At 56.6% G+C, this 21,903-nt stretch carries 18 protein-coding genes and 1 pseudogene; 6 read left to right on the top strand and 13 right to left on the bottom strand.

Going from position 1 to position 21,903, the window contains the following annotated elements; all coding sequences use genetic code 11:
- Positions 1-193 precede the first annotated feature (193 nt).
- Positions 194-433, bottom strand: coding sequence for a hypothetical protein (locus ACIPL0_RS06470; RefSeq protein WP_400731345.1), 240 nt, complete (start codon positions 431-433; stop codon positions 194-196).
- Here ACIPL0_RS06470 and ACIPL0_RS06465 point away from each other — a divergent pair.
- Entirely contained in the window at positions 423-647 is a 225-nt protein-coding gene (locus tag ACIPL0_RS06465; protein ID WP_400731344.1) for a hypothetical protein, read from the top strand. The two genes, ACIPL0_RS06470 and ACIPL0_RS06465, sit on opposite strands and share 11 nt — an antisense overlap.
- A gap of 194 nt (positions 648-841) precedes the next feature.
- A pseudogene (locus ACIPL0_RS06460) lies at positions 842-973 on the top strand (aldehyde dehydrogenase family protein); the annotation flags it as partial.
- Between the two features lie 107 nt (positions 974-1,080).
- Here the strand turns inward: ACIPL0_RS06460 and ACIPL0_RS06455 are convergent.
- The 5 genes from ACIPL0_RS06455 to ACIPL0_RS06435 form a co-directional block, all read right to left on the bottom strand.
- Entirely contained in the window at positions 1,081-3,159 is a 2,079-nt protein-coding gene (locus ACIPL0_RS06455) for a PAS domain-containing protein (RefSeq protein WP_400731509.1), read from the bottom strand.
- Between the two features lie 155 nt (positions 3,160-3,314).
- Positions 3,315-3,848 carry a TetR/AcrR family transcriptional regulator gene (locus ACIPL0_RS06450; protein WP_400731343.1) on the bottom strand — a complete coding sequence of 178 codons (534 nt, stop codon included), beginning with the start codon at positions 3,846-3,848 and terminating at the stop codon, positions 3,315-3,317.
- An 87-nt stretch (positions 3,849-3,935) separates the two neighbouring features.
- Entirely contained in the window at positions 3,936-4,688 is a 753-nt protein-coding gene (locus ACIPL0_RS06445) for an SDR family oxidoreductase (RefSeq protein WP_400731342.1), read from the bottom strand.
- 344 nt (positions 4,689-5,032) lie between these two features.
- On the bottom strand, positions 5,033-5,257 hold the full coding sequence (locus tag ACIPL0_RS06440; RefSeq protein WP_400731341.1) for a 4-oxalocrotonate tautomerase family protein: 225 nt from the start codon (positions 5,255-5,257) through the stop codon (positions 5,033-5,035).
- A 52-nt stretch (positions 5,258-5,309) separates the two neighbouring features.
- A complete protein-coding gene (locus ACIPL0_RS06435; protein WP_400731340.1) occupies positions 5,310-6,020 on the bottom strand; it encodes an SDR family NAD(P)-dependent oxidoreductase in 711 nt (236 codons plus the stop codon).
- A 79-nt stretch (positions 6,021-6,099) separates the two neighbouring features.
- On the opposite strand from ACIPL0_RS06435, the gene ACIPL0_RS06430 reads away from it, so the two are divergent.
- Positions 6,100-6,984: a LysR family transcriptional regulator gene (locus ACIPL0_RS06430; RefSeq protein WP_400731339.1), complete on the top strand. Its 885-nt coding sequence runs from the start codon at positions 6,100-6,102 to the stop codon at positions 6,982-6,984.
- A 558-nt stretch (positions 6,985-7,542) separates the two neighbouring features.
- Here the strand turns inward: ACIPL0_RS06430 and ACIPL0_RS06425 are convergent.
- On the bottom strand, positions 7,543-8,517 hold the full coding sequence (locus tag ACIPL0_RS06425; RefSeq protein WP_400731338.1) for a DNA-binding protein: 975 nt from the start codon (positions 8,515-8,517) through the stop codon (positions 7,543-7,545).
- A 78-nt stretch (positions 8,518-8,595) separates the two neighbouring features.
- Between ACIPL0_RS06425 and ACIPL0_RS06420 the strand changes: the two genes are divergently transcribed.
- Together ACIPL0_RS06420 and ACIPL0_RS06415 are read left to right on the top strand one after the other, a co-directional pair.
- Complete coding sequence (locus ACIPL0_RS06420; protein ID WP_400595793.1) at positions 8,596-9,720, top strand: site-specific integrase; 1,125 nt, start codon at positions 8,596-8,598, stop codon at positions 9,718-9,720.
- Positions 9,721-10,303: 583 nt separating this feature from the next.
- Positions 10,304-11,344, top strand: coding sequence for a DNA-binding protein (locus tag ACIPL0_RS06415; RefSeq protein ID WP_400595795.1), 1,041 nt, complete (start codon positions 10,304-10,306; stop codon positions 11,342-11,344).
- A gap of 1,335 nt (positions 11,345-12,679) precedes the next feature.
- On the opposite strand, the gene ACIPL0_RS06410 is transcribed toward ACIPL0_RS06415, so the two are convergent.
- From ACIPL0_RS06410 to ACIPL0_RS06400, 3 genes are read right to left on the bottom strand one after another with little or no spacing between them, the layout of a single operon-like run.
- Positions 12,680-13,663 (bottom strand): AAA family ATPase, encoded by a 984-nt coding sequence (locus tag ACIPL0_RS06410; RefSeq protein WP_400595797.1) that lies wholly within the window; start codon positions 13,661-13,663, stop codon positions 12,680-12,682.
- Positions 13,656-15,542 (bottom strand): Mu transposase C-terminal domain-containing protein, encoded by a 1,887-nt coding sequence (locus ACIPL0_RS06405; protein WP_400595799.1) that lies wholly within the window; start codon positions 15,540-15,542, stop codon positions 13,656-13,658. Before ACIPL0_RS06405 ends, ACIPL0_RS06410 begins: the two co-directional genes overlap by 8 nt.
- Entirely contained in the window at positions 15,539-16,189 is a 651-nt protein-coding gene (locus tag ACIPL0_RS06400) for a hypothetical protein (RefSeq protein ID WP_400595801.1), read from the bottom strand. The genes ACIPL0_RS06405 and ACIPL0_RS06400 overlap by 4 nt, the downstream gene beginning before the upstream one ends.
- An 806-nt stretch (positions 16,190-16,995) precedes the next feature.
- Here ACIPL0_RS06400 and ACIPL0_RS06395 point away from each other — a divergent pair.
- On the top strand, positions 16,996-17,955 hold the full coding sequence (locus ACIPL0_RS06395; protein WP_400595803.1) for a site-specific integrase: 960 nt from the start codon (positions 16,996-16,998) through the stop codon (positions 17,953-17,955).
- Positions 17,956-17,963: 8 nt separating this feature from the next.
- Here the strand turns inward: ACIPL0_RS06395 and ACIPL0_RS06390 are convergent, their stop codons facing one another.
- The 3 genes from ACIPL0_RS06390 to ACIPL0_RS06380 form a co-directional block, all read right to left on the bottom strand.
- Positions 17,964-20,366, bottom strand: coding sequence for a TonB-dependent siderophore receptor (locus ACIPL0_RS06390; protein WP_400595805.1), 2,403 nt, complete (start codon positions 20,364-20,366; stop codon positions 17,964-17,966).
- A 67-nt stretch (positions 20,367-20,433) separates the two neighbouring features.
- A complete protein-coding gene (locus tag ACIPL0_RS06385; RefSeq protein ID WP_400595807.1) occupies positions 20,434-21,399 on the bottom strand; it encodes a FecR domain-containing protein in 966 nt (321 codons plus the stop codon).
- A complete protein-coding gene (locus tag ACIPL0_RS06380) occupies positions 21,396-21,899 on the bottom strand; it encodes a sigma-70 family RNA polymerase sigma factor (RefSeq protein WP_400595809.1) in 504 nt (167 codons plus the stop codon). The genes ACIPL0_RS06385 and ACIPL0_RS06380 overlap by 4 nt, the downstream gene beginning before the upstream one ends.
- Positions 21,900-21,903 lie beyond the last annotated feature (4 nt).

The raw sequence follows: 21,903 nt of genomic DNA, 5'->3' as shown, positions 1-21,903 counted from the left end.
CGAGGACAATCCTTGCTGAGACACCTCCTCGAACCGCACCGCTCCGCCGGCCGCCTCAATAGCCGAATCAATGAGATTGTTCATGTGATTTTCCTTTTGTGAAGGTTATAAATTAGCTCGGGCGATCACCGCGCCGATGCCCGCAGCGCCACCTGTTATCACGGCTTTCAGATGTGCAGCCGGCTTGAGTAAATCAACAATCTTCACAGCGCCTCCCTACCCTCGACTCGATAAGCGTCTTGTCAACCAACGGACGACGGCCTTCTGCGTTGATGGCCATCCCTAACAACGGCACCAGCAACAGCCCCAGCACAGCGGCCGCCACAATCACCAGAAAACCGGACGAACTCAGGCCCGACGCCTTCTCGGCAAGGCCGAACAGAAAAGGTCCCACAAAACCGCCGAGCAGCCCGAGGGTGTTGATGAACGCCACCCCGGCCGCGGCCTCGATGGGTATCGCCTATCATTTTGAACGAGATGGCGTGGCTGAGCCGTTGGCCGAGGGACGATTGGTTCAAGTCTCGGCGCAATGGTCGATCTCGCGCCCCGGGCTGTTCCTCTACTACTCGAACAGGTTGCACCGCCCCGCTGCTCTCGGCGCGTTCATCGATTGCCTGCTGGATCGAAAACCGTTTGATCAGTCCTGATTCGGGGCTTTGAGCCTTACTCAAAGCCTCGGCGATGAGGGCGAAGCGAAGGGCGTCCCGCCATCACCCGCTTTCGCACAAACGCGTCATGATCATGCAGCAGTCGCGGATACTCCGGTGACGCGACGACGATCAATCGCTGTGGGCCGCCTACGAGCACAGCAATCATGTCGCGCTGCAACGCGCGCCCCAAGGTCAACGAATACAGCGGCGGCTTTGTCCAGACGCCCTGTGGTGGGTTCAAACAAAGTGGTTATGGTTGCGAACAGGGTGTCGATGCGCTGTCGCACTACACCCAGTTGAAGTCCGTCATCATCCGGTTGTGATGACAAGAAATGCCAGGGGGGCATTGATGATTGCTTGAGCCGGTTGGGGCCGGGTGCAGAAGAGCAGCCGGTACCCAAAGCACCTCACCGGTTCCAAAAAAGCCCTGCTATCCACTTGGCTCATCGGTATGCCCCAGCAGGGCATTGACCTCCCGTGTCAACACTTCCAACGCAAAGGGTTTGGTCAGCACCTTACCCGGTGATCCTTGCGAACTCGCGCTGAACACCTGAGGTTCGGCATAGCCGGTCATAAACAGCACAGGCAATGTCGACCTGCACCAGCGGCCCTCTTCGGCCAATTGGCGCCCATCGATACCGCCTGGCAAACCGACGTCAGTAATCAACAAGTCAATGCGGGCGTCTGATTGCAGGAGTTGGAGAGCTGCCAGTCCATCGGCTGCTTCGATCACGGTGTAACCCAGGCCACTCAGCGTTTCACTGACGAACAAGCGGACGGTCGGCTCATCGTCGACCACCAACACGGTGTCGTGGACGGCAACGGTCGGTTGCCGGGTCGGTGATTGTTGTTGAGGCGACGCCTGAAGCGGTCGGGCATCGCACGGCAATTGGAGAAACACGCGGGTGCCCTCGCCCTCTTTCGATTCGATCCTCAACTGCCCACCCGATTGCTTGGCGAAGCCATAGACCATGGATAAACCCAGACCGGTACCGGCGCCAACCGGTTTGGTCGTGAAGAATGGATCGACCGCTTTGGCAAGTGTCTCGGCGCTCATCCCCATACCCGTGTCCGTCACGCATATCGTCAGAAATATTCCCGATGGCAACTCCGAATCCGGGTCGGTGCCTTGCTCAAGGATTTGGTTGAACGTGGTGATGGCAATAGTCCCCACGCCGTGAAGCGCATCGCGGGCATTGATGCACAGGTTGAGCAATGAGTTTTCCACTTGAGCCACATCCACGACACACAAGGATGATGCTGCGCCCGTCTCGACCTTGAGACGGATGGTAGGTCCCACTGTCCGACGAATCAGTTCCTCCATATCAGCGATCAGCACATGGACATCGGTCAGTACCGGAGTCAGGGTCTGTCGGCGAGAAAATGCCAACAATCTGTGTGTCAATCCGGCAGCTCTCTGGGCCGCCCCGTGAGCCACGGAAATGTATCGTTCGATATCCCCTGTCCGCCCTTGGTGGAGGCGCATCTGGACCAGCTCCAGGCTACCGATGATGCCTGCCAACAGGTTGTTGAAGTCGTGGGCGATGCCGCCGGTCAGTTGGCCGATCGCTTCCATTTTTTGCGATTGACGCAAGGCAGCCTGCGCAACTTCCCGCTCGGCAATCGCATCGGCGATTCGCGCTTCCAGCGTTCGGTTAAGCTCCAGTAATGCAGCCTCGGCACTTTTCCTTGCGGTCACATCAATGGAAGAACCCACCAGGCCTACAACCGAACCCGACTCATCCCGCAGCGGTGCCTTCGCTGAAAGCCAGGTGGTGGCCGAGCCGTCAGGCATGTCCACACGCTCCTCGACCTGCTCAGCCCGACCACTGCGCATGATGCGCTGGTCCGTCTCCATTACCTGGCGGGCCTGGAGCTTGTCTTCCAGAATTTCAAGATCGGTCTTACCCAGATAAAACGCCGGCGGTTTGCCGATCAGCTGAGTGGCGCCATCGTTGGCGACGAGGATTCTGCCTTGTAGATCCTTGGCGTAAACAACTCCCGGCACCGCCGCCGTGAAAGTTCTCAGCAGCGCGGCAACCCTGTCGCGCTCCGCCTCGGCCAGCTTGCGCGACTCGATGTTCATGAGCACGCCGGGAAAGCGTATCGCCCTGCCGGTGGCATCGAGTTCGGCCCGGCCATTGGCCTCGACCCAGCGGTAATGCCCATCGTCGTGACGGACACGGTACTCGCACCTGAAAGCGCCACCACGGGCCATGGTGTCCTGGATCTCCTGAGTGAGCCTTTCGACGTCATCTGGATGGACAGAGGCAAAAGCTTCGGCAATCGGAATGCCCGCCAAGCATCTATCAAGCGGAATATCGAAGGTATGAGAAAACCGCTCGTCAGCCGTGACACGATCATTGGGAATGTCCCAGACCCATGTCCCGATGATCGCCCCTGCAGCCAGCGCCAGTTGCAGGCGTTCGGAGGCATCGGTTGGAAACTCTGCAGACGAAGTCAAATGATCGCCCGGCTGAAAAGGTAGTTTGGCGCTTTCTTGATCCATCGCACCCTCAACGCTGGCAGCTTGAAAACGGTAAGCATACCCGGCGGGATCGAAGAAACACTGCAGAAAGCTCAATCATAGAGGGCTCCCCCGACTTCTTGTCACTCACAGCATGCTGGGCTCGCATGGCGGGTTCATGTTCGCTGGCAACCTTGTCAATCAAGGGTTTTCAGGGCCCTGATAGCGAATTCAGCAATCGCGCTGAGCTGCGCGGTGCTCATGCCGCCCTTCGCACTCACCTTCATTCCGCTCAGCGTAGAAAGCAGAAAATCACAAGCGCCGGCGACATCAATCCCGGCCGGAAGCTCATGAGCCTCGATACATCGACTCAACGTATCTTCAAGCGCCTTGCGAAGGGTTTGTCCCGCGTGCTGATTGAGCTGATTGAGCTCGATGTCACTGAGCCCGAATTCACAGATGGCGTTGACGCCCATGCACCCTGCCGTTCCTTCGCGTTCAACACGCGACGCAAATGACAGTAGGGTGTTGTAGAGAGACTCAAGCGGCGTTGCGTCTTTCCCCAAGCGCCAGGCGAGATCGGAGATGCTGTTGGTCTGGTACTGTTGCAGGGCCTCGACATAGAGTTGGCGTTTATCGCCAAAGGCGTTGTACATGCTCTGGCGACTCAAGCCCATGGCATGCATCAGTTCATCTGTCGAGGCCGCCGCAAAGCCTTTTTCGCAGAACACGTTTATCGCCTGAAGCAGTGCCTGGTCACGGTCGAATTGTCTCGGTCTTGCCACAACTACTGCCTCAGGGATGAAAAACGTATCGGGTCACGCCAGAAAGCCACCATCAGCGGTCAGGCTGGCGCCCGTCACGAACGATGCTTCCGCACTGGCCAGGTAAGCAGCAAGGCTTGCGATCTCCTCGGCAGTACCCAAACGACCCAACGGAATCAGGCCGATAACGTGGTCGATGTAGGGAGCATCTGCCGGGTTCATGTCGGTCGCAATCGGGCCGGGCTGAATGTTGTTGACGGTGACTCCACGAGCAGCGAAGTCGTGCGCCAGGCCGCGGATCATACCGCCGATTGCGGCTTTGGTCATCGAGTACGCGCTGGCTCCCGCCAGGCCAGTGCGCTGACCCGACACGCTGCCGATGGTGATGATGCGATCACCCTGCTTCAGAAATCTCGATGCGGCTTTCGCAGCGACATAGGTCGCCCGAACGTTGACCGCATACATCTCATCGAACGCCTCGACGCTGAACTCATCGACGGTACCCAGGCCGAGGACGCCAGCGTTGTTGATTAGAATATTCAGAGCGCCGAAGTGCTCGATCGTCTTGATGACCGCTTGCTCGACCTCCAGAGCGACCTTGCTGTCCGCCTTGATTGCCAGGGCGCTGCCTCCTTCGCCGCGGATCTTGTCGACCAGCGACTCAGCGTTCGCCGTTGAGGCTGAGTAAGTGAAGGCGACTGCGGCCCCCTCCTCGGCAAGACGGCGGACGATGGCGGCCCCGATACCGCGGGATCCTCCGGTGACAAGGGCAATTTTTCCCGTGAAGCGTTTAGTGAGGGGGGTCATATCGATAAGCCTTTAGTGGATTAATTTATCTATAACGCGATCATTAGGCCTTTCTTTGGCGACCAAATCAACAGTTAATAGATTTAATTATCCATAATTGCTCGTTTTTCAGGTTCGACGACGCGCATCACCCCTGACGTGAACGATTTTCAGGGCGCTGTGCAACGCTCATCAGCCCCAGATCATGAATCGTGTCAGCGGCAAAATCGATGAACGCCGGGACAGCGCGAGGTAGCCGCCCGCGGCTTTGATAGTCGATACCGACGCCGGTTGCCCCCATCCGTTTCGTGCGAGAAGCACGGGAACGAGACGCTGAGCTGTGATCAAGCGTCCGTCAGACCATCTTAGGCACGGTGCCGACGGCAAGCCGACAATGGCAACCCGCCTTGGCTGATGTCGTCGATTTCGTGCTCGTGGAAGATCACGGTCGTGTCCTCGCGAGGCTTCCCCATCACGTTGAAGAGCAAATCGGCGATGCCTTTGTAAACAGCTGCTTTCTGGTCGGCAGTGGTCCGGTCCGCCCCTGGCGTCGTGCCTTCCCGGGTTACTAGGATATTTACGATTGGCATTGGAAACTCCAAGGTAATAAGGGGAGCGCGCTTGGCGCCCCCTCCGAAAATTTCAACGGCCAGCGATAAGGCCGCCATCAACGTGCAGGATCTCACCGGTCGAGAAAGCGGCGTCTTCAAGGTAGAGAACAGCACGGACGATGTCCTCGACCTCGCCAAGCTTGTTCATGGGATGAAAGGCTGCCAACTGCTCGATAATTTCAGGGTTGTGCATCGGCGTGCGAATAACACCAGGCGCGACAGCGTTAACACGAATCCCACACGTGGCGTATTCGATCGCCAGGCTCTTGGTAGCCGAATTCATGCCGCCTTTAGTAAGCATGGCAATGAAGGCAGGAGCGCGCGAGCTGGCGAACTCTGCCGTCGAGGCTGTAATCTGAACGACATGGCCGCTGCCCTGATCAAGCATCACAGGAATGACTGCCTGAGTGGCAAAGTAAAAGCCATCAACGTTAGTCTTCAACTTCAGGCGGTAATCGTCTTCTGTGTAATCAGTGAACGCTTTGCCAATGAAAATGCCGGCATTGTTGACCAGCGTGTCGATGCGACCAAAGCGCTCCAGCGCCGCTGCCACGAGCCTTTTGCTCGTCTCGGGATCGCCTATGTCGCCGGCGATGGTGATCAAGTCCGGATTTGTGGATGGCTGAATGGAGCGCGAGGTGGCGATGACACCGTACCCCTTTTTCAGAAACGCATTCACGATGGCCTCACCCATCCCCTGTGAAGCGCCGGTCACAATCGCAACTTTCTGTACGTTGGACATAGCTTGACTCCTGCATATTTGTCTGGTGAGCAGAAGATAAGCCGTTGTCAGGTGTTCGAAAATTACCTATCTTCGCCCAATGACTGTTCAAAAACGCACAAACCTCGATTGGCAAGACGTCAGGATTTTCTTGGCGCTGGCACGACATGGAAGCCTGTCTGCCGCCGCGCGAGCGCTGTCGGTCAACCATGCGACGATCGCACGGCGGCTCCATTCGCTGGAGGAGACTCTTGGCGAGAAGCTCGTCGAGCGCAGACCTGACGGCTACGCATTGACGCTGGCGGGTACACACGTGCTTGAAGCGGCAAGCGACATGGAGCAAGCCGCACAGACTCTTAGTCGAGGAATGCAGGACGGCACACCTTCCGGTCTTGTCAGAATCAGTGCCTCGCCCGGCCTCTCTGGCGGCTTTCTTATATCGCGGCTGCCTGCCTTGACAGCCCGTTATCCCAAGCTGGATATAGATCTTTCCCCTGCCTTGCGTTCCATCAGCCTCGACCGGCATGAAGCTGATATTGCCATCCGCTTCGACAGGCCCAAGGACGGTAATATCATCGCGCGTCCGCTTGTCAGTGTCGGCTTTGGGTTCTATGGAACGGAGGAGGCCTGTCACTCGTTTGAAGCCGGAAGCAATCTGGTTTTGATCGGCTTCAATGAGGCCGATGGTCACTTGGCGCAAGAAAAGTGGGTGGCCCGGCATTTCCCCCGTGCTCGCATCGCATTTCGCGCCAAAGATCAGGCTCTTCATGCCGTAGCCGCCCGCTCAGGAATCGGACTGGCGTTGATTCCGCACTATATCGGGCGAGCGGACCCGACACTTCGGGTGTGCGACCTTGGCGCAGTGCCCTCCAGCCGGGAGGTGTTTGTATTGACGCGCAGTCGCGATCGAAAGGACGTATCCATCCGAGTTGTTGCCGATGAAGTGGCTGACATGTTTGATCAGGAACGTGACCTTTTCTTGTAAGTTGCAAAAAACTTACCGTATCAAACGTGCATTGCATGGCAACTCCGCAGATGAACCTTCGCATTATATTGGTCCGATAACACTGTGTTGATGCAGGCAGGGCTGAGATTCTTGTGTGCAGCTTCACCTAGCCTCTGGGCGAGTGGCAGCTTTCGAAAGCAGCCACTCGCAGTCCTGTTGAAGCGACGCTTACCTTAATATCCAGACAAACTCTGGTTGGGAGATGAGCGCCGCTTGTTTTGAGTGAGAAAACCATTGATGGAAGTGGCTGGTCAAATCACTCTTCGGTACAACTTGAAAGGCACAACGTTGGGCGCATAGGAGCCTTTTACCAGATTGCTGGTACGCTCAGCGCTGGCACACGCCAGAGTCCATCCAAGCGCACCATGCCTAGTGTTCACGAACAGGTTTTATACGGCGGTGGCGTCGATGTATGGCAATCCGTCTACCGTCATAGGACGCATCCCACACCACGCGTTGACCTCCAAAGGCAAGCTCCCTGAGCACTCAGACGACTAAAGTTTCACAAACCTGATCAGCAAACTTCTGACACCGAGGCTAAGTGTCTTTCGTTGCCGCAGGTTTGGTGACACGTTTCCTGCGAATCGGCTGCACCTGTGAGCGCAAATGGGTAATCACCTGCTCCAAGGTTTCTGCCCTCACTTGCTGTGTCGTTGCGGCATGCTGCGCGTTTTCAAGAAGGGTGGAATGGACGGCGAATTTGGCCTCCCATTCAGCCACTTGCCTAGCGCTTTGAGCTGCAAGGGCCTTCTCCGCCGCCAACTCGGGTTTGATGAGGTCCAAGGTTTTTAGCGCTGTGTCTAGCTGCTTCTGCAACTGGGCCGACTGCTTCCCTGCCTCTTTAAGTTGCACACCAGTCGCCTTGGCTTCCTCACGGGCGCGGTCGACTTCCCGGTGGGCACGCTCTTCCACTCCTTTCACATAGGTTTCCTGCGCTTTACGCGCCTGGTCTGCGTCATACCGGTGCGAGAGCAACTGCCGCTCTACCGTCTGGATACGCTCTCGCCCGATTTCGCACTCAGCCTTCAATCCATCGCGTTGTTGTGTGAGGTCATCGATTTGTCGCTGACCCTGCTCGAGCAGACGCTCCAGATCAGCCAGTCGGCGCTCAGCAAACTGCTGCTGCGCGATTGCAGTTACGGCTTGCTGACGATACTGAGCTGCCTCCTGTCGAGCAGCATCCTCTATCGCAAACACTTCGGCTCTCTCGTCCATAAGGACTTTACGCTGTTCGTCTAGCGATTGTTCCACTACGGCTTCGGCGAGTTGAACCGCCTGCTGCCAGATCGATAAAAACGCCTGCGACACCTCAGACGGCAATGATGGGAGGCGAGTTTCACCTCTCAACCGTTGAGCCAAACGGTCCCACCATTGATCCAACAGGCTACCAACGCGTGCAGGACTGCCGCGGCCCAATTCAAGGCGGACGCGCTCGACTGTTGGGCGCTCACCTCTTGCCAATACCGTATCTGCAGCGGCAAAGACGTCTGTTTCTGGAACTCCTACCGCCACGGGCCACCTCCGGCTATATTAGGTCTGATAAATGAAGTTTATCCGACTCTATTTTCTGACAATGACTATTTTACTACGTTGAACGTAATGAATAAAACGAATGAATTGAAAATTGTCATTGATGCCCCGCTGGAGCTGAATCAGCTCACGGATAGCGCTCAACAGGCTGCAAAAGCTTTCATTGCCGCCGGCACGGCAGCCAATACGGTGCGCAGCTACTGCAGCGCCCTCGCCTACTGGTCAGCGTGGCTGCAGCTGCGCTACGGCCGCGCGCTGGGCGACAGCCCCTTGCCTGACACCGTTGCCATGCAGTTCATTGTCGATCACCTGGCACGGCCGCTGGATGACGGCGGTTGGGCACATCTGCTGCCGCCACCGATTGACGCAGCATTAGTTGCGGCCAAGGTGAAAAGCAAAACAGGCGCACTGGCCTTCAACACTGTCAGCCACCGATTGGCGGTGTTGAGCAAATGGCATCAGGTGAATCAATGGCCAAGCCCCACCGAATCCAGCACCGTCAGAACCCTGCTGCGCGAAGCGCGCAAGGCGCAGAGCCGGCAGGGTGTGCAGGTGCGCAAGAAAACGGCGGCGGTGCTCGAACCCCTACAGGAGCTGTTGGCCACCTGTAGCGACGGCGTGCGCGGCATCCGCGATCGCGCCCTTCTGCTCCTGACCTGGAGCGGCGGTGGTCGACGGCGATCCGAAGTTGTCAAACTCACGGTCAATGATGTGCGCCCCCTGGATGGCGATACCTGGCTGTACACCCTGGGAGCGACCAAAACGGACACCAGCGGGGTGCGGCGAGAAAAGCCATTACGCGGACCGGCAGCGCAGGCGCTGGCTGCATGGCTCGCCGCCGCCCCGGCCAGTTGCGGCCCACTATTTCGGCGCGTGTACAAAGGCGGCAAGATCGGTGACCAAGGCCTATCTGCGGACCAGGTCGCGCGCATCGTCCAGCGCCGCGCAAAATTGGCCGGTCTGGAAGGCGACTGGGCTGCGCACAGCCTGCGCTCCGGCTTTGTCACGGAAGCTGGACGCCAGGGGGTGCCCTTGGGTGAGGTCATGGCGATGACCGAACATCGCAGTGTTGGCACTGTCATGGGTTATTTTCAGGCAGGTTCGCTGCTGGATAGTCGGGCTAGCCAGTTGCTAACGAATGCTACTGCTGCAGCGGAGCGCGCCGACGAGAGCGGACAAAGCTAACTCCGGTCGCTGAATTCCCCGCCCCGCGCGACTAACCACGCACGTACGGTGTCAGGCTTCCTCTAGTTTTGCGGGACCAACGACTAAAAGGAGAGCCCCCTCCCCGATGAGCCTGTGCCGCCCTAGCGGCATTTTTCAGTGTTTATCGTTCGCTCATAAAATTGGATGCGCGCTCGGCCGTAGTATCCTTATCGAGCGGTGGCTGATCCGATCCCACACCAAACGCTGGCCACGACCTCCTAACCACGTGCTCAAGCGCTTCCACCCTACCATTTGCCGCGAAACTCACGAGACTCCTTCGAGGAGGTCTTAATAGGCACTGGCATTACCAAAGGGCAGGTAATGCTGGCCAATCAACGAGAGAAATTTGACCAGCCCCATGTAGCGGTATACTTCTGGAAACGGGCTCAGACCTGTGCCGCAGAGTCCGCCATGAGAGCTTCTCAGATGACCGAGAGTGGCCATCCATGGTACCGCAGGGTTTCGGAGTGGAGCGGTCTCGGCACAGGGTGGAGTTCACCCACACAAGCGGGCTTTGAATCGCAAGTTTCTCCCAATTGACAGGTCACTCAAGGATGCCGCCATGACGCTCGTGACTCAGAAGCAAGTTCGTCAAGCTGTGAACTCGTTGACCGCCCAGGGCCGGGTGCCAACCCCAAAGTCGATTAGCGAGCACTTAGGCGGCGGGTATTCTGCCGCCTCGATTAAAGCTCAACTAACAGCCTTGGCCAAGGAAGCCAGCCGACCAATTGCGAACCAAACACCTCCGCCGACACCGGTGCGCCCGACAAACAAAAAAGAACAGCATCTGGTTGAGCGCCTACGTATGGTGGAGTTCGCGCTGTACAGGTTAAAGCAAGCGCTCGACAGCGAATGCAGAGAGAACGAGAAACTGCGTGAGCGCCTCACTAATTGCCAAAATGATCTGACCCACGCTGAACTGAAGGTTCGCACCCAGCAATCAGCACTAGAGACGCTAGAGGATAAGCACCAATGCCTGCAAGAAACGGCGCGTATCAGCGAAGCTCAGTTCTGGGAACTGTATCTTTTGAGAGCTGCATTGGCTGACCTTGCTGGTAAGAGATTGGCGTACGAACGACTGAGAATTCGACCAACCGTGCTCCTGTGGCCTGAGCGTTTTCCACTCACCCCCGAGAACCCGACCAGTGAGCACCCGGTTGTGATCACCGCGATGCATCGTGTCAGTCAGTACGAGGAATCATTGAGACGTGATTATGGCGATAAACAGACACAAACGGCACTGCTGACAGAGTGCGAAAACCTCAAGCTGAAATTACGCGCTCAAGAATACCTTTCGACAGGGATTCGAGCCGACCTCGAAAAATGCCGTGAGCGACTGTTTAAACTCACGCAAAAAAAAACATCGAGACGCTCTCACCAGTCTACGAGTGATACCACGGAAAAGATCGATTTAAGTAAAAATGTTGGTATTGGCCCCCCGGAAACCAATCCTCGATGCGGATTCTGGAGAGTCTGCGGTTGCCGTTATGGTCTATGCCAACGCGCCATGCTGCAGATGGCAAGCCTGCTTGCCCTACATCCGCGCGAAATGCCACCCTCGGAATCCGATCAAGAAAACGATGATGATAGCCACCAACGATGAGCCTACTTCGAGGCAGCATCCAGCAACAGGGTTGGTTCTTGATAGAGCAGTTGACTCAAGAAACGCTGCTGGCGCAGGAGTCGGTATGATCGTCGATCATGTTCGTGTATCAATTCCAGCGGCCAGATTGGTCGGTGTTTTCCTGCGACGTACGCCAGGATGAAAGCACGGTCCACATCGGATGACCATGCCGATGTCTCCGCACAACGGCTGAGACTGTCCAGCACATGTGACGAGAAGCTATGTGTTGTGAACCATGCGCAGGCCGATCGAGGCCAGTGCCGTGTATCTCCAGCGTCATAGTGACAGGCAAGCCAAGTTCCAACTGCCGTCTCCAAGCGAGCAGCAGCGCGCTCTGGCGTAATCGAATCCTGGCTGATCCCCCAGCTCTCACAAAAGAGCTGATAGACGCCCCTCTTTTCCTCGCTCGCTCGGGATGGGCAGCAGGTAAGTAATCGAAGTCGCCAGGCCTTTCGCACGTGTCGAAGGATGGACTTGAGGCATTGAATCAATTCACGAATCCCAACCTCGCTGGCCTCCTGCAACTTACCATTGTGACCTAGCAGCGTTCGCGCCTGGACAAATCCTTTTTCAAGAGACCAGTTGACCTCGCTTACACGCCGCTCAAGCAATGGGGGTTGCTCTTGGTTGAAGGAGTCTAAACAAGCCATCTTCGGATGCGTAAGCAGAAAACCAGGACAGCCCAGATTCCCTGCGTGAGAGCCCTCTGTAGATGTCGGTATACGACCGTATCGCTGAAATAGCGCTTCACGATGCGGCGTAAGTAGATCGAAAAAGCTTTGCCGCACCTGAGCCCCCGCCAAGGGGACTTTGCAAGCCGGGCAGCAAAACGGCAGCAAGAACAATCCCGCGCCCCAGGTGTATTCTGCATGGTGGCCGCATGCAGGGCAGCGGTTAAGCAGCACCGTATGGTGAAACGGGCAGCGATGCAGCTGCTCTCTCTGAAAAAACACAAAGTGGCGACGAGCCCCCATACAGATCGTGCAAAATCGTAAGTAGGGGGAACACACATCACCCTGGTCAAAGGGGGCGACCCGAAGGAACATGCTTTCAATGACCTTCCAACTGACACCCAGACGTTTTACTGCGGCGCTCAGATTCAACACAGCGAGCGTTTCGAGACCTGCTATTCCAGGTCGCTGGGTAATACGGCGCCGCGTCGACTTGAACCCTCGCTCAATCGCGTTTCCTGGCACCCCTGTTACTTGCGCGAACCGCGAGAGCACGGTGTATATCGACTCATGCGGCCAGCACTTAATATCAGCGCAACGGCTACCCCATAACGTGAGCTTGTCCCCGTCAGAGTAATGTAACTCAGGATATTCGGCCATAAATAGTCACATCAGCCATTGTCAGGTAATCGAAAAAAAATACTTCGGACAGCAGGTGATCCACGAGGGATTGCTTAAGTTGAAAACTTTCATCGTCGAGTTCGTAATATTCAGAGAACAAGATTTCCACGATGCCAGTCAGATATTTCATCGGCACTCGACATTCCGTGAATCTGCCTTGACTGTCGATAGCAATGGTGAACGCTTGCCAAATGACAGTGGCGCAGTCCTCGAGCCTGAACCCTCGCGCGTAGGCTCGCGGGAAGAAAAAACGAGTCGAGGGCCAGTCTGGGTCGCTTTCGATTAAGGTGTCATAGCCTTGTAGAACATATGCGACTTCGTTAATGCTGCGCAGCCCCATAAACTCATTGATAGTATTCATCAGTCGCGTAATAATTACTCCGTTGCCCCGCTCAAGGTATAGCTTACGAAAAGTCAGCAATTCGCGCTGTCCAACCAACACGGCAATTAGCCGCACATTGCTTTCTTCCAGCTTGTCGAATAACTGGCAAAGCCAGGTCAGTTGGAGGTCCGTCCATCTCTGAGGTTCGTCGATAAACAGGAGGTAAACTTGAGGTGGATTGCGCTTGCCCTGCTCCACCATACGCTGAATCGCTTGGCGCTTACACTCACCCGCAGTGCCAACAGCTGAGGCTCCTACAGCATTGCACAGGCCAACATAAAACTCCTTCGGCGACGCATAGCTATTCACTTCAGCATCCATTTTTGCGGTCGGAAGGTCGCGATATCGCGACTTTGCTTCTAGTTCTAAATACTCAATCATTTTACTCTTGCCTGCGCGATACATTCCCCAGAAAACAAGACCTCCACTGCGGCGCCTTATAGCTTTGTCCAAATGTTCCCATGCATGAGAGATTGGGTCGCTCGACAAGAGGTACTGGCGTTTTACCACTGGATGCTGTTCAACTGGATAAGGTCTAATCAGAGTAGGATCGTAATTACTCATGGCTATCATCCTTGGTGATATAGCTCCGGCGCAAGCGTTCTTTGGGAGGATGAGGGGGTGGTAGCGGTGGCGGCGTGCTAACAGGTAAAGTCGCTGCGCCGGTATGCTTAAGGTTGTAAGTAGCAATATCCCGTTCGCCCCAATTATTGGCCTTTTGTAACGCATGCAGCATGTCAGCCAGCGAGTTCTCGCTGTAGTCAATTTGCCCGTGCTTCACTGCACTCATTAATCGGCTGCGCAACTTTTCGCTATGAGGCGTCGTCCAAGGTCTCGGTGGATAAACCTCACCCAAATAATCACCAGTACGAGTATACACTTTCACATAGCTTATATTGTAAGGATCCCACTGAATTATCACTTCCTCACCAACTGAGCTCTTCAGTGCCGGCAGGTTACGGTAGCGTACATGCATGAAGTTAATGTAAGCACTTAATTTCCCATCGCTTCGCACCCTGACCAATTGAGTCTTGTCAGTGAAGGCGTGGATATCGTGAAAGCGTTTATCTAATCGGTTGAACAACAACCCCAACTCCCGAGCGGTCCGCACAAACAAATCCAGCGGTGAATGCGGAGCGATGCTAGTATGCGACCGGCCATTGTAGTCGGAAATGACGATATCCAACGCGTGGTGCATCTCCTCCAACGTCAACAGAAGTGATAAGTCCCCTCCCTTCGGCGCGAGACGCTTGATGATTTGATCTCGAGAATGGGAACCCTTACTCCCCACTATCCGATGTGAAAAATTGTCGATAAGGAACCTGAAGAAAGCTTCTACGATCGCCCGGTCATTCGGTCGATGAGGCGGTCCATAGTCCACAACCGAACCTAGTAAGTTTTCCACTTTCTTCCAAACGTCGGTTGCATGGTGGGACAACGCATTATCGACTTTGTATATCAATCCAGTCGCCCAAGCGAGTTCCTCCATTTTCTCTGCCGGGAATCCGCCTTCGACTTTATACATTACATCTGGAACGACTGAAACAGGCCTATCATGTGGTGCTATCGAGCGGTAAATAGCCTTAAGCAGGTCGGTTTGATCGTAATTTCGACCCAGCGCGAGACTGTAACCTAGAACACAGCGCGTATATACATCAATCACCAAGATGATCCAGACACAAATAATCTCATAATAGGACGTCAGACCATACTGATCCTTTTCCCGAACAGTGAGACGCAGATCAAGCTGGTGTCCGTCAATCTGAATCTCCTGCAGTGGTGCGGACGCCTGGATATAAATTCGCTCTTCCAACTGCCTAGCCAAGTCTTCCCGTTGTTCGTTTGCCCGTTCGCGCGCACAGCGCTTAATGTACTCGGCCAAGGCGCGCTTCCCTTTGCCTCGCCGGTTAAACGGGTATTCAGACATTGTAACCCCTTGTTTTCTGCACTCCTTGAGGAAAAGGTCATGGAACGAGGCCAAGCGCTTCTCGCCTCCTCCGGCACGCGGCTTATATTGCTTAACCCAAGGTCTAATTTTCTCCACCAGTTTAGGGTGTTGCATGAGTAACTGACCGAATACCCCGGCATCGCCGTTCGTCGCTGGCTCAGATGACGCATCACCAACCTGGGCTTTTCGACTATAGCTATTTAAACGATAGTTGGGGAGTGCCGCCCGAAAGCCTACCAACTCCCCATCCGAATCAGTTATGATCGCCCTTTCTATCATTTTAAAAAGCGACGAGGAGGACACCTTATATTTTTCTTCTATTTCCAGCACCGTAGCGCCATACAGAAGATACGCCTGCAAGGCCTTCAGTCGCGATTCAACACGTTCTTTTTTCTCATCCGCCAGTGCTTCTATATTGAGCACTGGCCATGAGGCTACATCGACACTTTCTCTTATCAATTGAAACTTAGAAAACCTTTTCTTGGCATCGCTCATATTTTTACCATTCTCGTTACTTTGAGCACAGATGAACTACTCAGCAGTTCATCACCAAGGCTACTTATAGAAAAGTATCCGATGCGCACCAACTCGAAAGCATATGCAATGGCTTCTTGATTAGAATACGCCGACATCCGTTCTAGCTCGCCAACTGATACCTCGCTACCTCTAATCGAGCTAGCAAATTTCTTAAGATTTCTACTTGATAGTTTGTCGCGCACACTTACCAACACTGACAGCATATTAACTCTATTCCAGAATAGAGTTTCATTAAACGGGCTTTTCTCCGGCATCAAAGGAGATAGCCTCACACTGAAAGACTTAGCGTATTTCGCTAGCGCTTGCATTGCCATAGTGCGCGACGGGTTAGGAACATACAAAAAACAATCGCAGTCTATATATCGTACGTAGTATGCAATGTATATGGCGCCGCTATCATGGTCAAACCAGCGGTTGGTAGCTTCAAAGCTGACGACCGCTGGATCGAACTCTAGCATCGACCACGCCAATAGTTGCTCTTGGTAAAAAAGTGTCATAGGAGCATGATTTGTTAAGCTAAACACACGATACAGATGCCCCCCCTTCGGACGTACTGCTTCGCGCAACCCGGCATACGGGAACGATGCATTGGGGTCGTTAGACATAGTAACTACCCCGCTGCTCCCCGAGACCGAGGCACGACGCAGAATCAATAATCAACTCAGATTCAGAAGGGGGACAATCGTAATGCTGGCGGCACAAATATTCGATGGCTAGCGCCAGTGGCCTCCCCAGCGAGCTAGGGACAACAACCCTACTCGCAATAGAAAAAACGTATATGACAATAGCATCAGAAATTAACGGTGCGGACAGCGACATTCCTACTCTCCAAAATGAGTCATGGAAAGTAAGATCGTCCTGTTCCTCTTAGCGGGGGCCGTCTTACGTGCAACGGCCCTATCCTAGACGATTAAGAATAGGAGGGAAATAGAGAATATCTATCAATTGTTAATTTTTCGTGCATTTGCCATATCACCACACAAGGCGAAAGTTTCCATTTTCCAAAATCTCTACAAAACAGTAACTTGTTCAAGCCCACGGGCTTTCTCCAAGAATAAAATAGGCGACTTTTTCTCCAAATTATCCCTCGCAACGACTTTTTCTCCAAAATTTTGTTATTTTCGTGATGATGGAGAAAATAATTATTAGGTGTTTTCGTAGCAAGAATATGGGGCGTCCATTAGGAGCGGATATAAAAATGGGGACTTTAGACGCGATATTAGAAGAACTCCAATAATTCATTTCTCCAAAAATTACATCAGTGCGCGACGTATTTATGTACTAAAAATAACATGAAAATTGCCATTACGGGACACATTCACTCATGAAATAATTAAGCATTATCTTATGTCAGGTCGTTGCGAAGCGTTTTGCAGCGGCGTGGCGGTACGAAACACGGGGGATCTGCCAGATGAACAAGGCCGAGCGCTATCTACAGGCGGGCACGCGGGAAAACACCCGCAAGAGCTACCGGGCGGCCGTGGAGCATTTCGAAGTGAGCTGGGGCGGGTTTCTGCCGGCAACGGCGGACAGCATCGTGCGTTATCTGGCGGAGTACGCCGGGCAGCACGCGTTCAGTACGCTCAAGCAGAGGTTGGCGGCTCTGGCGCAGTGGCACGTCACTCAAGGTTTTCCCGATCCGACCAAAGCCCCGGCGGTGCGGCAGGTGCTCAAGGGCATTCGCGCGTTGCATCCCGCCCAGCAGAAACAGGCCAGCCCGCTGCTGTTGCACCATCTGGAACAGACGGTGGGCTGTCTGGAGCGCTCCGCCGCCGCGGCCGCTGAACGTGGCGACTTCAAAGACGTGATGAGACACCGACGCGATATCGCCCTGGTGCTCATCGGTTTCTGGCGCGGGTTTCGCGGCGACGAATTGGCGCGGCTACAGGTCGAGAACACCCAGGCGCAGGCCGGCACAGGCATCAGCTTCTACTTGTCGCACAGTAAAGGTGATCGCAGTCATGCCGGCGTCACGCTGCATACGCCGGCCCTGAAGAAGCTGTGCCCGGTCGAGGCCTACATCAACTGGATCACCGTCGCCGGTATCGCACGCGGGCCGGTGTTCAGAAAGCTGGATCGCTGGGGCAATCTGGCCGAAGACGGCATCAATCCGAACAGCCTGATTCCCTTGCTGCGGCGGATCTTCAAACAGGCCGGCATCCCCGCCGAGGCCTACAGCAGCCACTCCATGCGCCGCGGCTTCGCCACCTGGGCATCGGCCAATGGCTGGGACATCAAATCGCTGATGACCTATGTCGGCTGGAAGGACGTGAAGTCGGCGCTGCGTTATGTGGATGCCGGTGTTTCGTTTGGCGGGTTGGCGCAGGGATCGTCGGTTTCCCGAATTGAAAGCGGCGATCCCCTCGCCTGAGGCGGCACTCAAAGCGCCAGTGTCGCCGACAGTAGCCAGGTGCGCGGCGTCGACAGGGTCAGCCCCGGTTCGCTGTCATCGGAGGCGCCGGCAGAACTCCAGTAGCGCTTGTCCAGCACGTTCTCGACGTTGGCTCGCAGGGTGACCGTCTTTTCCTCGACCTTGAAGGCGTAACGCGCGCCGACATCGAAGCGCTCCCAGGCGTCGATGGACTTGCTGTTGGCCTGATCCAGGTACTGCGAGCTGGAGTAAATACCGCGACCGGTCAAGGTCAGCCCCTGCACACCGGGAACGTCCCACTCGGCGCCGAGGTTGACGTTGTATTTCGGCGTGGCCGGCGCCCGGTTGCCGTCGAAGGCGCCGTTGACGGTATGGGTCAGCTCGCTGTCGATGTACATCACCCCGCCCAGCAGACGAAAACCCTTGAGCGGCTCGCCGAACACGCTCAGCTCGACGCCGTCGTTTTGCCGTTTGCCATTGGGGCCGAACACCCGTGAAGTGGCGTTGGTTTCATAGGCCGGCTGCTTGATGCGGAACGCTGCGGCGGTCAATGCGAAGGCGCCGAGGTCGTATTTCGCGCCCACTTCCACCTGACGGCTGATGAAGGGCGGGAAGATTTCGTCTTCGTTGATCGAGGTCGATGGCGCGATCTTGCCCTGGCTCAACCCCTCCATGTAGTTGACGTACAGCGACAGCTGATCCGTGGCCTTGAACAGCAGACCACCGGAAGGCGAAACCTTTTCCTCGTCATAGGACGTGTCGCCTTTGACGTCGTCAGTCCAGTCATCCACCTTGACCCGCTGCCAGCGCGCACCGAGGGTCAGCAGCAGGCGATCGTCGAAGAACCCCAGGGTGTCGGACAGTGCCAGGCCGCTGAAGCGGTTTTCGGTGTAGACCTCGGAGTCGAAACGCGTGGGTCGGGACGGCGTCGGCGTATCGACCGGGTTGAACAGGTTGCTGGGCGCCGCCGCGTAACGGGCGCCGCCGTTTTCAAAGTCCATATAGAAGTAGCTGGCCGCCAGATTGACCTCATGGCTCACCGGACCGGTATGGAACCAGCTACGCGCTCCGGCCGTTGCCGTGCGCACGTTTTCGTCGCGGGTGAAGTCTCGTGGCTGCACGCTGAAGTCGCCGGCATTGTTGGTGATGGACACGGCATGGCGGAGGAAGTCGTGGTTGCTTTTGCGCGCACCGACACCGCCGTAGAGCATCACCGAGTCGTTGAGGTCGTACTCGGCATTCAACGTGCCGAACGTGTCGCGGGTCTGTGCCCTGCTCCAGGCCTGGGCATAGTTGTGGCGCACATCGTTGGCGTTCGGCACCTTGGCGTTGGCGCCGATCTGCACACGCTCCTGCGGCGCATCGGTGTCACGCTCGGTGTGGCCGATGTCCGTCGACAGGCGCAGGCGCTCGCCACGGAAGTCCAGGCCCAGCACCGCCATTTCACGGTCGACGCTCTGGTGATCCCACTCGGTGTCGCCGGACTGCTTGACGCCGTTGAAACGCACGCCGAACTGGTTGTCATCGCCGAAGCGCCGACCGACATCCACGGCCCCGCCGATCTGGTTGTTGGAGGCGTAGCTGCTGGTGAACTCGGTGATCGGCTTGTCGGTGGCGCGCTTGGGCACCACATTGATGCCGCCGCCGACACTGCCGCGCGGCGATATGCCGTTGATGAGTTGGGTCGGGCCTTTGAGGATGTCGACGCGTTCGGCCATTTCCATGTCGATGGTGTACGTCGGCAGCACGCCGTACAGGCCGTTGTAGGCGACATCACTGTTGAACAGACTGAAACCGCGAATGGTGAACTGCTCATAGCGACCGCCCGCGGGGTTGGTGGCACGTACCGACGGGTCGCTGGCGATCAGATCGCCGAGGGTGCGCGCCTGCTGGTTCTTGACGGCCTCTTGGGTGTAGGTGGTCATGCTGAACGGGGTGTCCATGAAGTCCCGCGAACCCAGCAAGCCCTGCGAGCCACGCCGCGCCACCTGGCCGCCGGCATAGACCTCGCCGTCAGCCGTTGCATTGGCGGCGTAGATCGAGGTGGGGTTGAGTTGCAGGCTTCCGGCGGCCGGTGCCGGCGTCAGGGTGTAAGCCTGCTCACCGACCGGCAGCAATTGCAGGCCGGTGCCTTGCAGCAAACGGGCAAAACCCTCCTCCACCGCGTATTCGCCGGACAGCCCGGCGCTGTTGCGACCGCTGACCAGTGCCGGATCCACCGACAGATTGACCCCGGCCAGTCCGGCAAAACGGGTCAATGCCGCGCCAAGGCTGCCCGCAGGCACCTCGTAACTGCGACGCTCGGCGGTTTGTGCCCAACTGGTGGCGACGAACAGAGGGTTGGAACTCAAGGTCAGCAACAGACCGAAATGCAGCAGCGGACGAAGGCGATAAGGGGACGCGACGGACATGAAGGCAAGCTCTCGTATTTTGTTCACTTACCCGGAATGACCAGTGAGGTGAAAAAAAGGGACAGCTTCATGCAGATTTTTTTTGCACGACAGCATGGCGCGGCAGCAGCGTGACCCAATAGCGCGTACGCATGCGCACTTCCACCGGCAGGCTCGCCGCCAGTAACGAGAGAACGCGGTCGGTATTGTCCAGACGAAAGCTACCCGTCACACGCAACGATTCAAGCGCCGGTTCCCAGCGCAACAGGCCACTGCGATAGCGCGCCAGCTCCCGGAGAAAATCTCCCAGCGGCTGGTTTTGCGCCATCAGCACACCCTCGCGCCAGCCCGGCAACAGCGCGTCGAAGGCACTGATTTGCCCCGCTCCGCCGGATTGCAAGCTGACCTGCTGGCCGCCACGCACTGTCAGCGGCGGCCCCTGCAACGGCTGCACCTGCACGCTGCCACTGACCACCGAGACCTGACAGTCGCGATCATTCAGACGCACGCAGACTTCGCTTTGACTGACCCGCACCCGGCCATAGGGACTGTCGATGGTCAGTGCCAGGGTGCCGGGCACCTTGAGCGCCATTTCGCCGCGCACCAGGGTGAGTCGGCGCGCCGGCAGGTCGACATTGACTGCACTGGCGGTGTTCAGCTGCAACGTGCTGCCGTCAGCCAGGGTGATGCGGCTCTGTTCACCGGTGGCGGTGTGCAGGTCGGCGCGCCAGACCTCCAGCGGCAATTGTCGGCTTATCAGCCACGCGGCGGGCACCAACGCCGCCACACCCAGTGCGCCCTTGAGCAGCGCGCGCCGGGACTGATCGGGACGGTCCAGTGTCGCCATCGCCAGATTCGCCGGCAGACCACTGAAGCGTTGGCGCAGTTGCTGGATTTTCTGCCAGGCGTGCTCATGGCTGGCGCTGCTGTCGCGCCAGTCCTGCAAACGGCGGTGATCGTCGTCGCTGGCGCTGCCGGACTCCAGCAATGCCAGCCATTGCGCGGCACTGCGCACGACTTCGCGCTCCTCGCGACTGAGCGACGCGCGACTCACCAGTCCACCAACAGGCAATGTTCGTAGGCCTGCGCCATGTAGCGTTTGACCGTGCGTTCGGACACCTTCAGGCGCTCGGCGATCTCGCGGTAACCCAGGCCTTCCAGCTGGCTCCAGAGAAACGCCCGACGCACCAGCGCGGGCAGACCGTCGAGCAGTTCGTCCAGCGCCTGCAGGGTTTCCAGCCACAACCAGCGCTGCTCGGGTGACGGCGCGCTGTCTTCGGGCAATTGCGTCAGCGCTTCAAGATAGGCCTGCTCCAGGCTGCGCCGGTTGTAGAAATTGCTCATCAGGCGCTTGCCCACCGTCAGCAGATACGCTCGCGGCTCGCGCATGTCGGCGATCTGCTGCGAACTGGAGAGCACCCGCAAAAAAGTGTCGTGGCTCAGGTCCGCCGCATCCCAGGCATTGCCCATGCGCCGCCGCAGCCAGCTTTCCAGCCAGCCGTGGTGGTCGCGATAAAGGGTGTCGAGGGTGTGCTGCGCTGCTTCACTCGTCACAAGA

Origin of the sequence: Pseudomonas sp. NPDC090208 (assembly GCF_044746785.1) — a bacterium.
Classification (GTDB): domain Bacteria; phylum Pseudomonadota; class Gammaproteobacteria; order Pseudomonadales; family Pseudomonadaceae; genus Aquipseudomonas.
This window is presented reverse-complemented; position numbering and strand designations above follow the sequence as displayed.

Bases quoted from the DNA above. Each gene is read 5' to 3' on its own strand.
- ACIPL0_RS06440 (WP_400731341.1), bottom strand. From the start codon at position 5,257: ATGCCAATCGTAAATATCCTAGTAACCCGGGAAGGCACGACGCCAGGG.
- ACIPL0_RS06415 (WP_400595795.1), top strand. From the start codon at position 10,304: ATGACGCTCGTGACTCAGAAGCAAGTTCGTCAAGCTGTGAACTCGTTG.
- ACIPL0_RS06400 (WP_400595801.1), bottom strand. From the start codon at position 16,189: ATGTCTAACGACCCCAATGCATCGTTCCCGTATGCCGGGTTGCGCGAA.
- ACIPL0_RS06410 (WP_400595797.1), bottom strand. From the start codon at position 13,663: ATGAGTAATTACGATCCTACTCTGATTAGACCTTATCCAGTTGAACAG.
- ACIPL0_RS06430 (WP_400731339.1), top strand. From the start codon at position 6,100: ATGACTGTTCAAAAACGCACAAACCTCGATTGGCAAGACGTCAGGATT.
- ACIPL0_RS06395 (WP_400595803.1), top strand. From the start codon at position 16,996: ATGAACAAGGCCGAGCGCTATCTACAGGCGGGCACGCGGGAAAACACC.
- ACIPL0_RS06435 (WP_400731340.1), bottom strand. From the start codon at position 6,020: ATGTCCAACGTACAGAAAGTTGCGATTGTGACCGGCGCTTCACAGGGG.
- ACIPL0_RS06390 (WP_400595805.1), bottom strand. From the start codon at position 20,366: ATGTCCGTCGCGTCCCCTTATCGCCTTCGTCCGCTGCTGCATTTCGGT.
- ACIPL0_RS06445 (WP_400731342.1), bottom strand. From the start codon at position 4,688: ATGACCCCCCTCACTAAACGCTTCACGGGAAAAATTGCCCTTGTCACC.
- ACIPL0_RS06455 (WP_400731509.1), bottom strand. From the start codon at position 3,159: ATGGATCAAGAAAGCGCCAAACTACCTTTTCAGCCGGGCGATCATTTG.
- ACIPL0_RS06465 (WP_400731344.1), top strand. From the start codon at position 423: ATGAACGCCACCCCGGCCGCGGCCTCGATGGGTATCGCCTATCATTTT.
- ACIPL0_RS06405 (WP_400595799.1), bottom strand. From the start codon at position 15,542: ATGAGCGATGCCAAGAAAAGGTTTTCTAAGTTTCAATTGATAAGAGAA.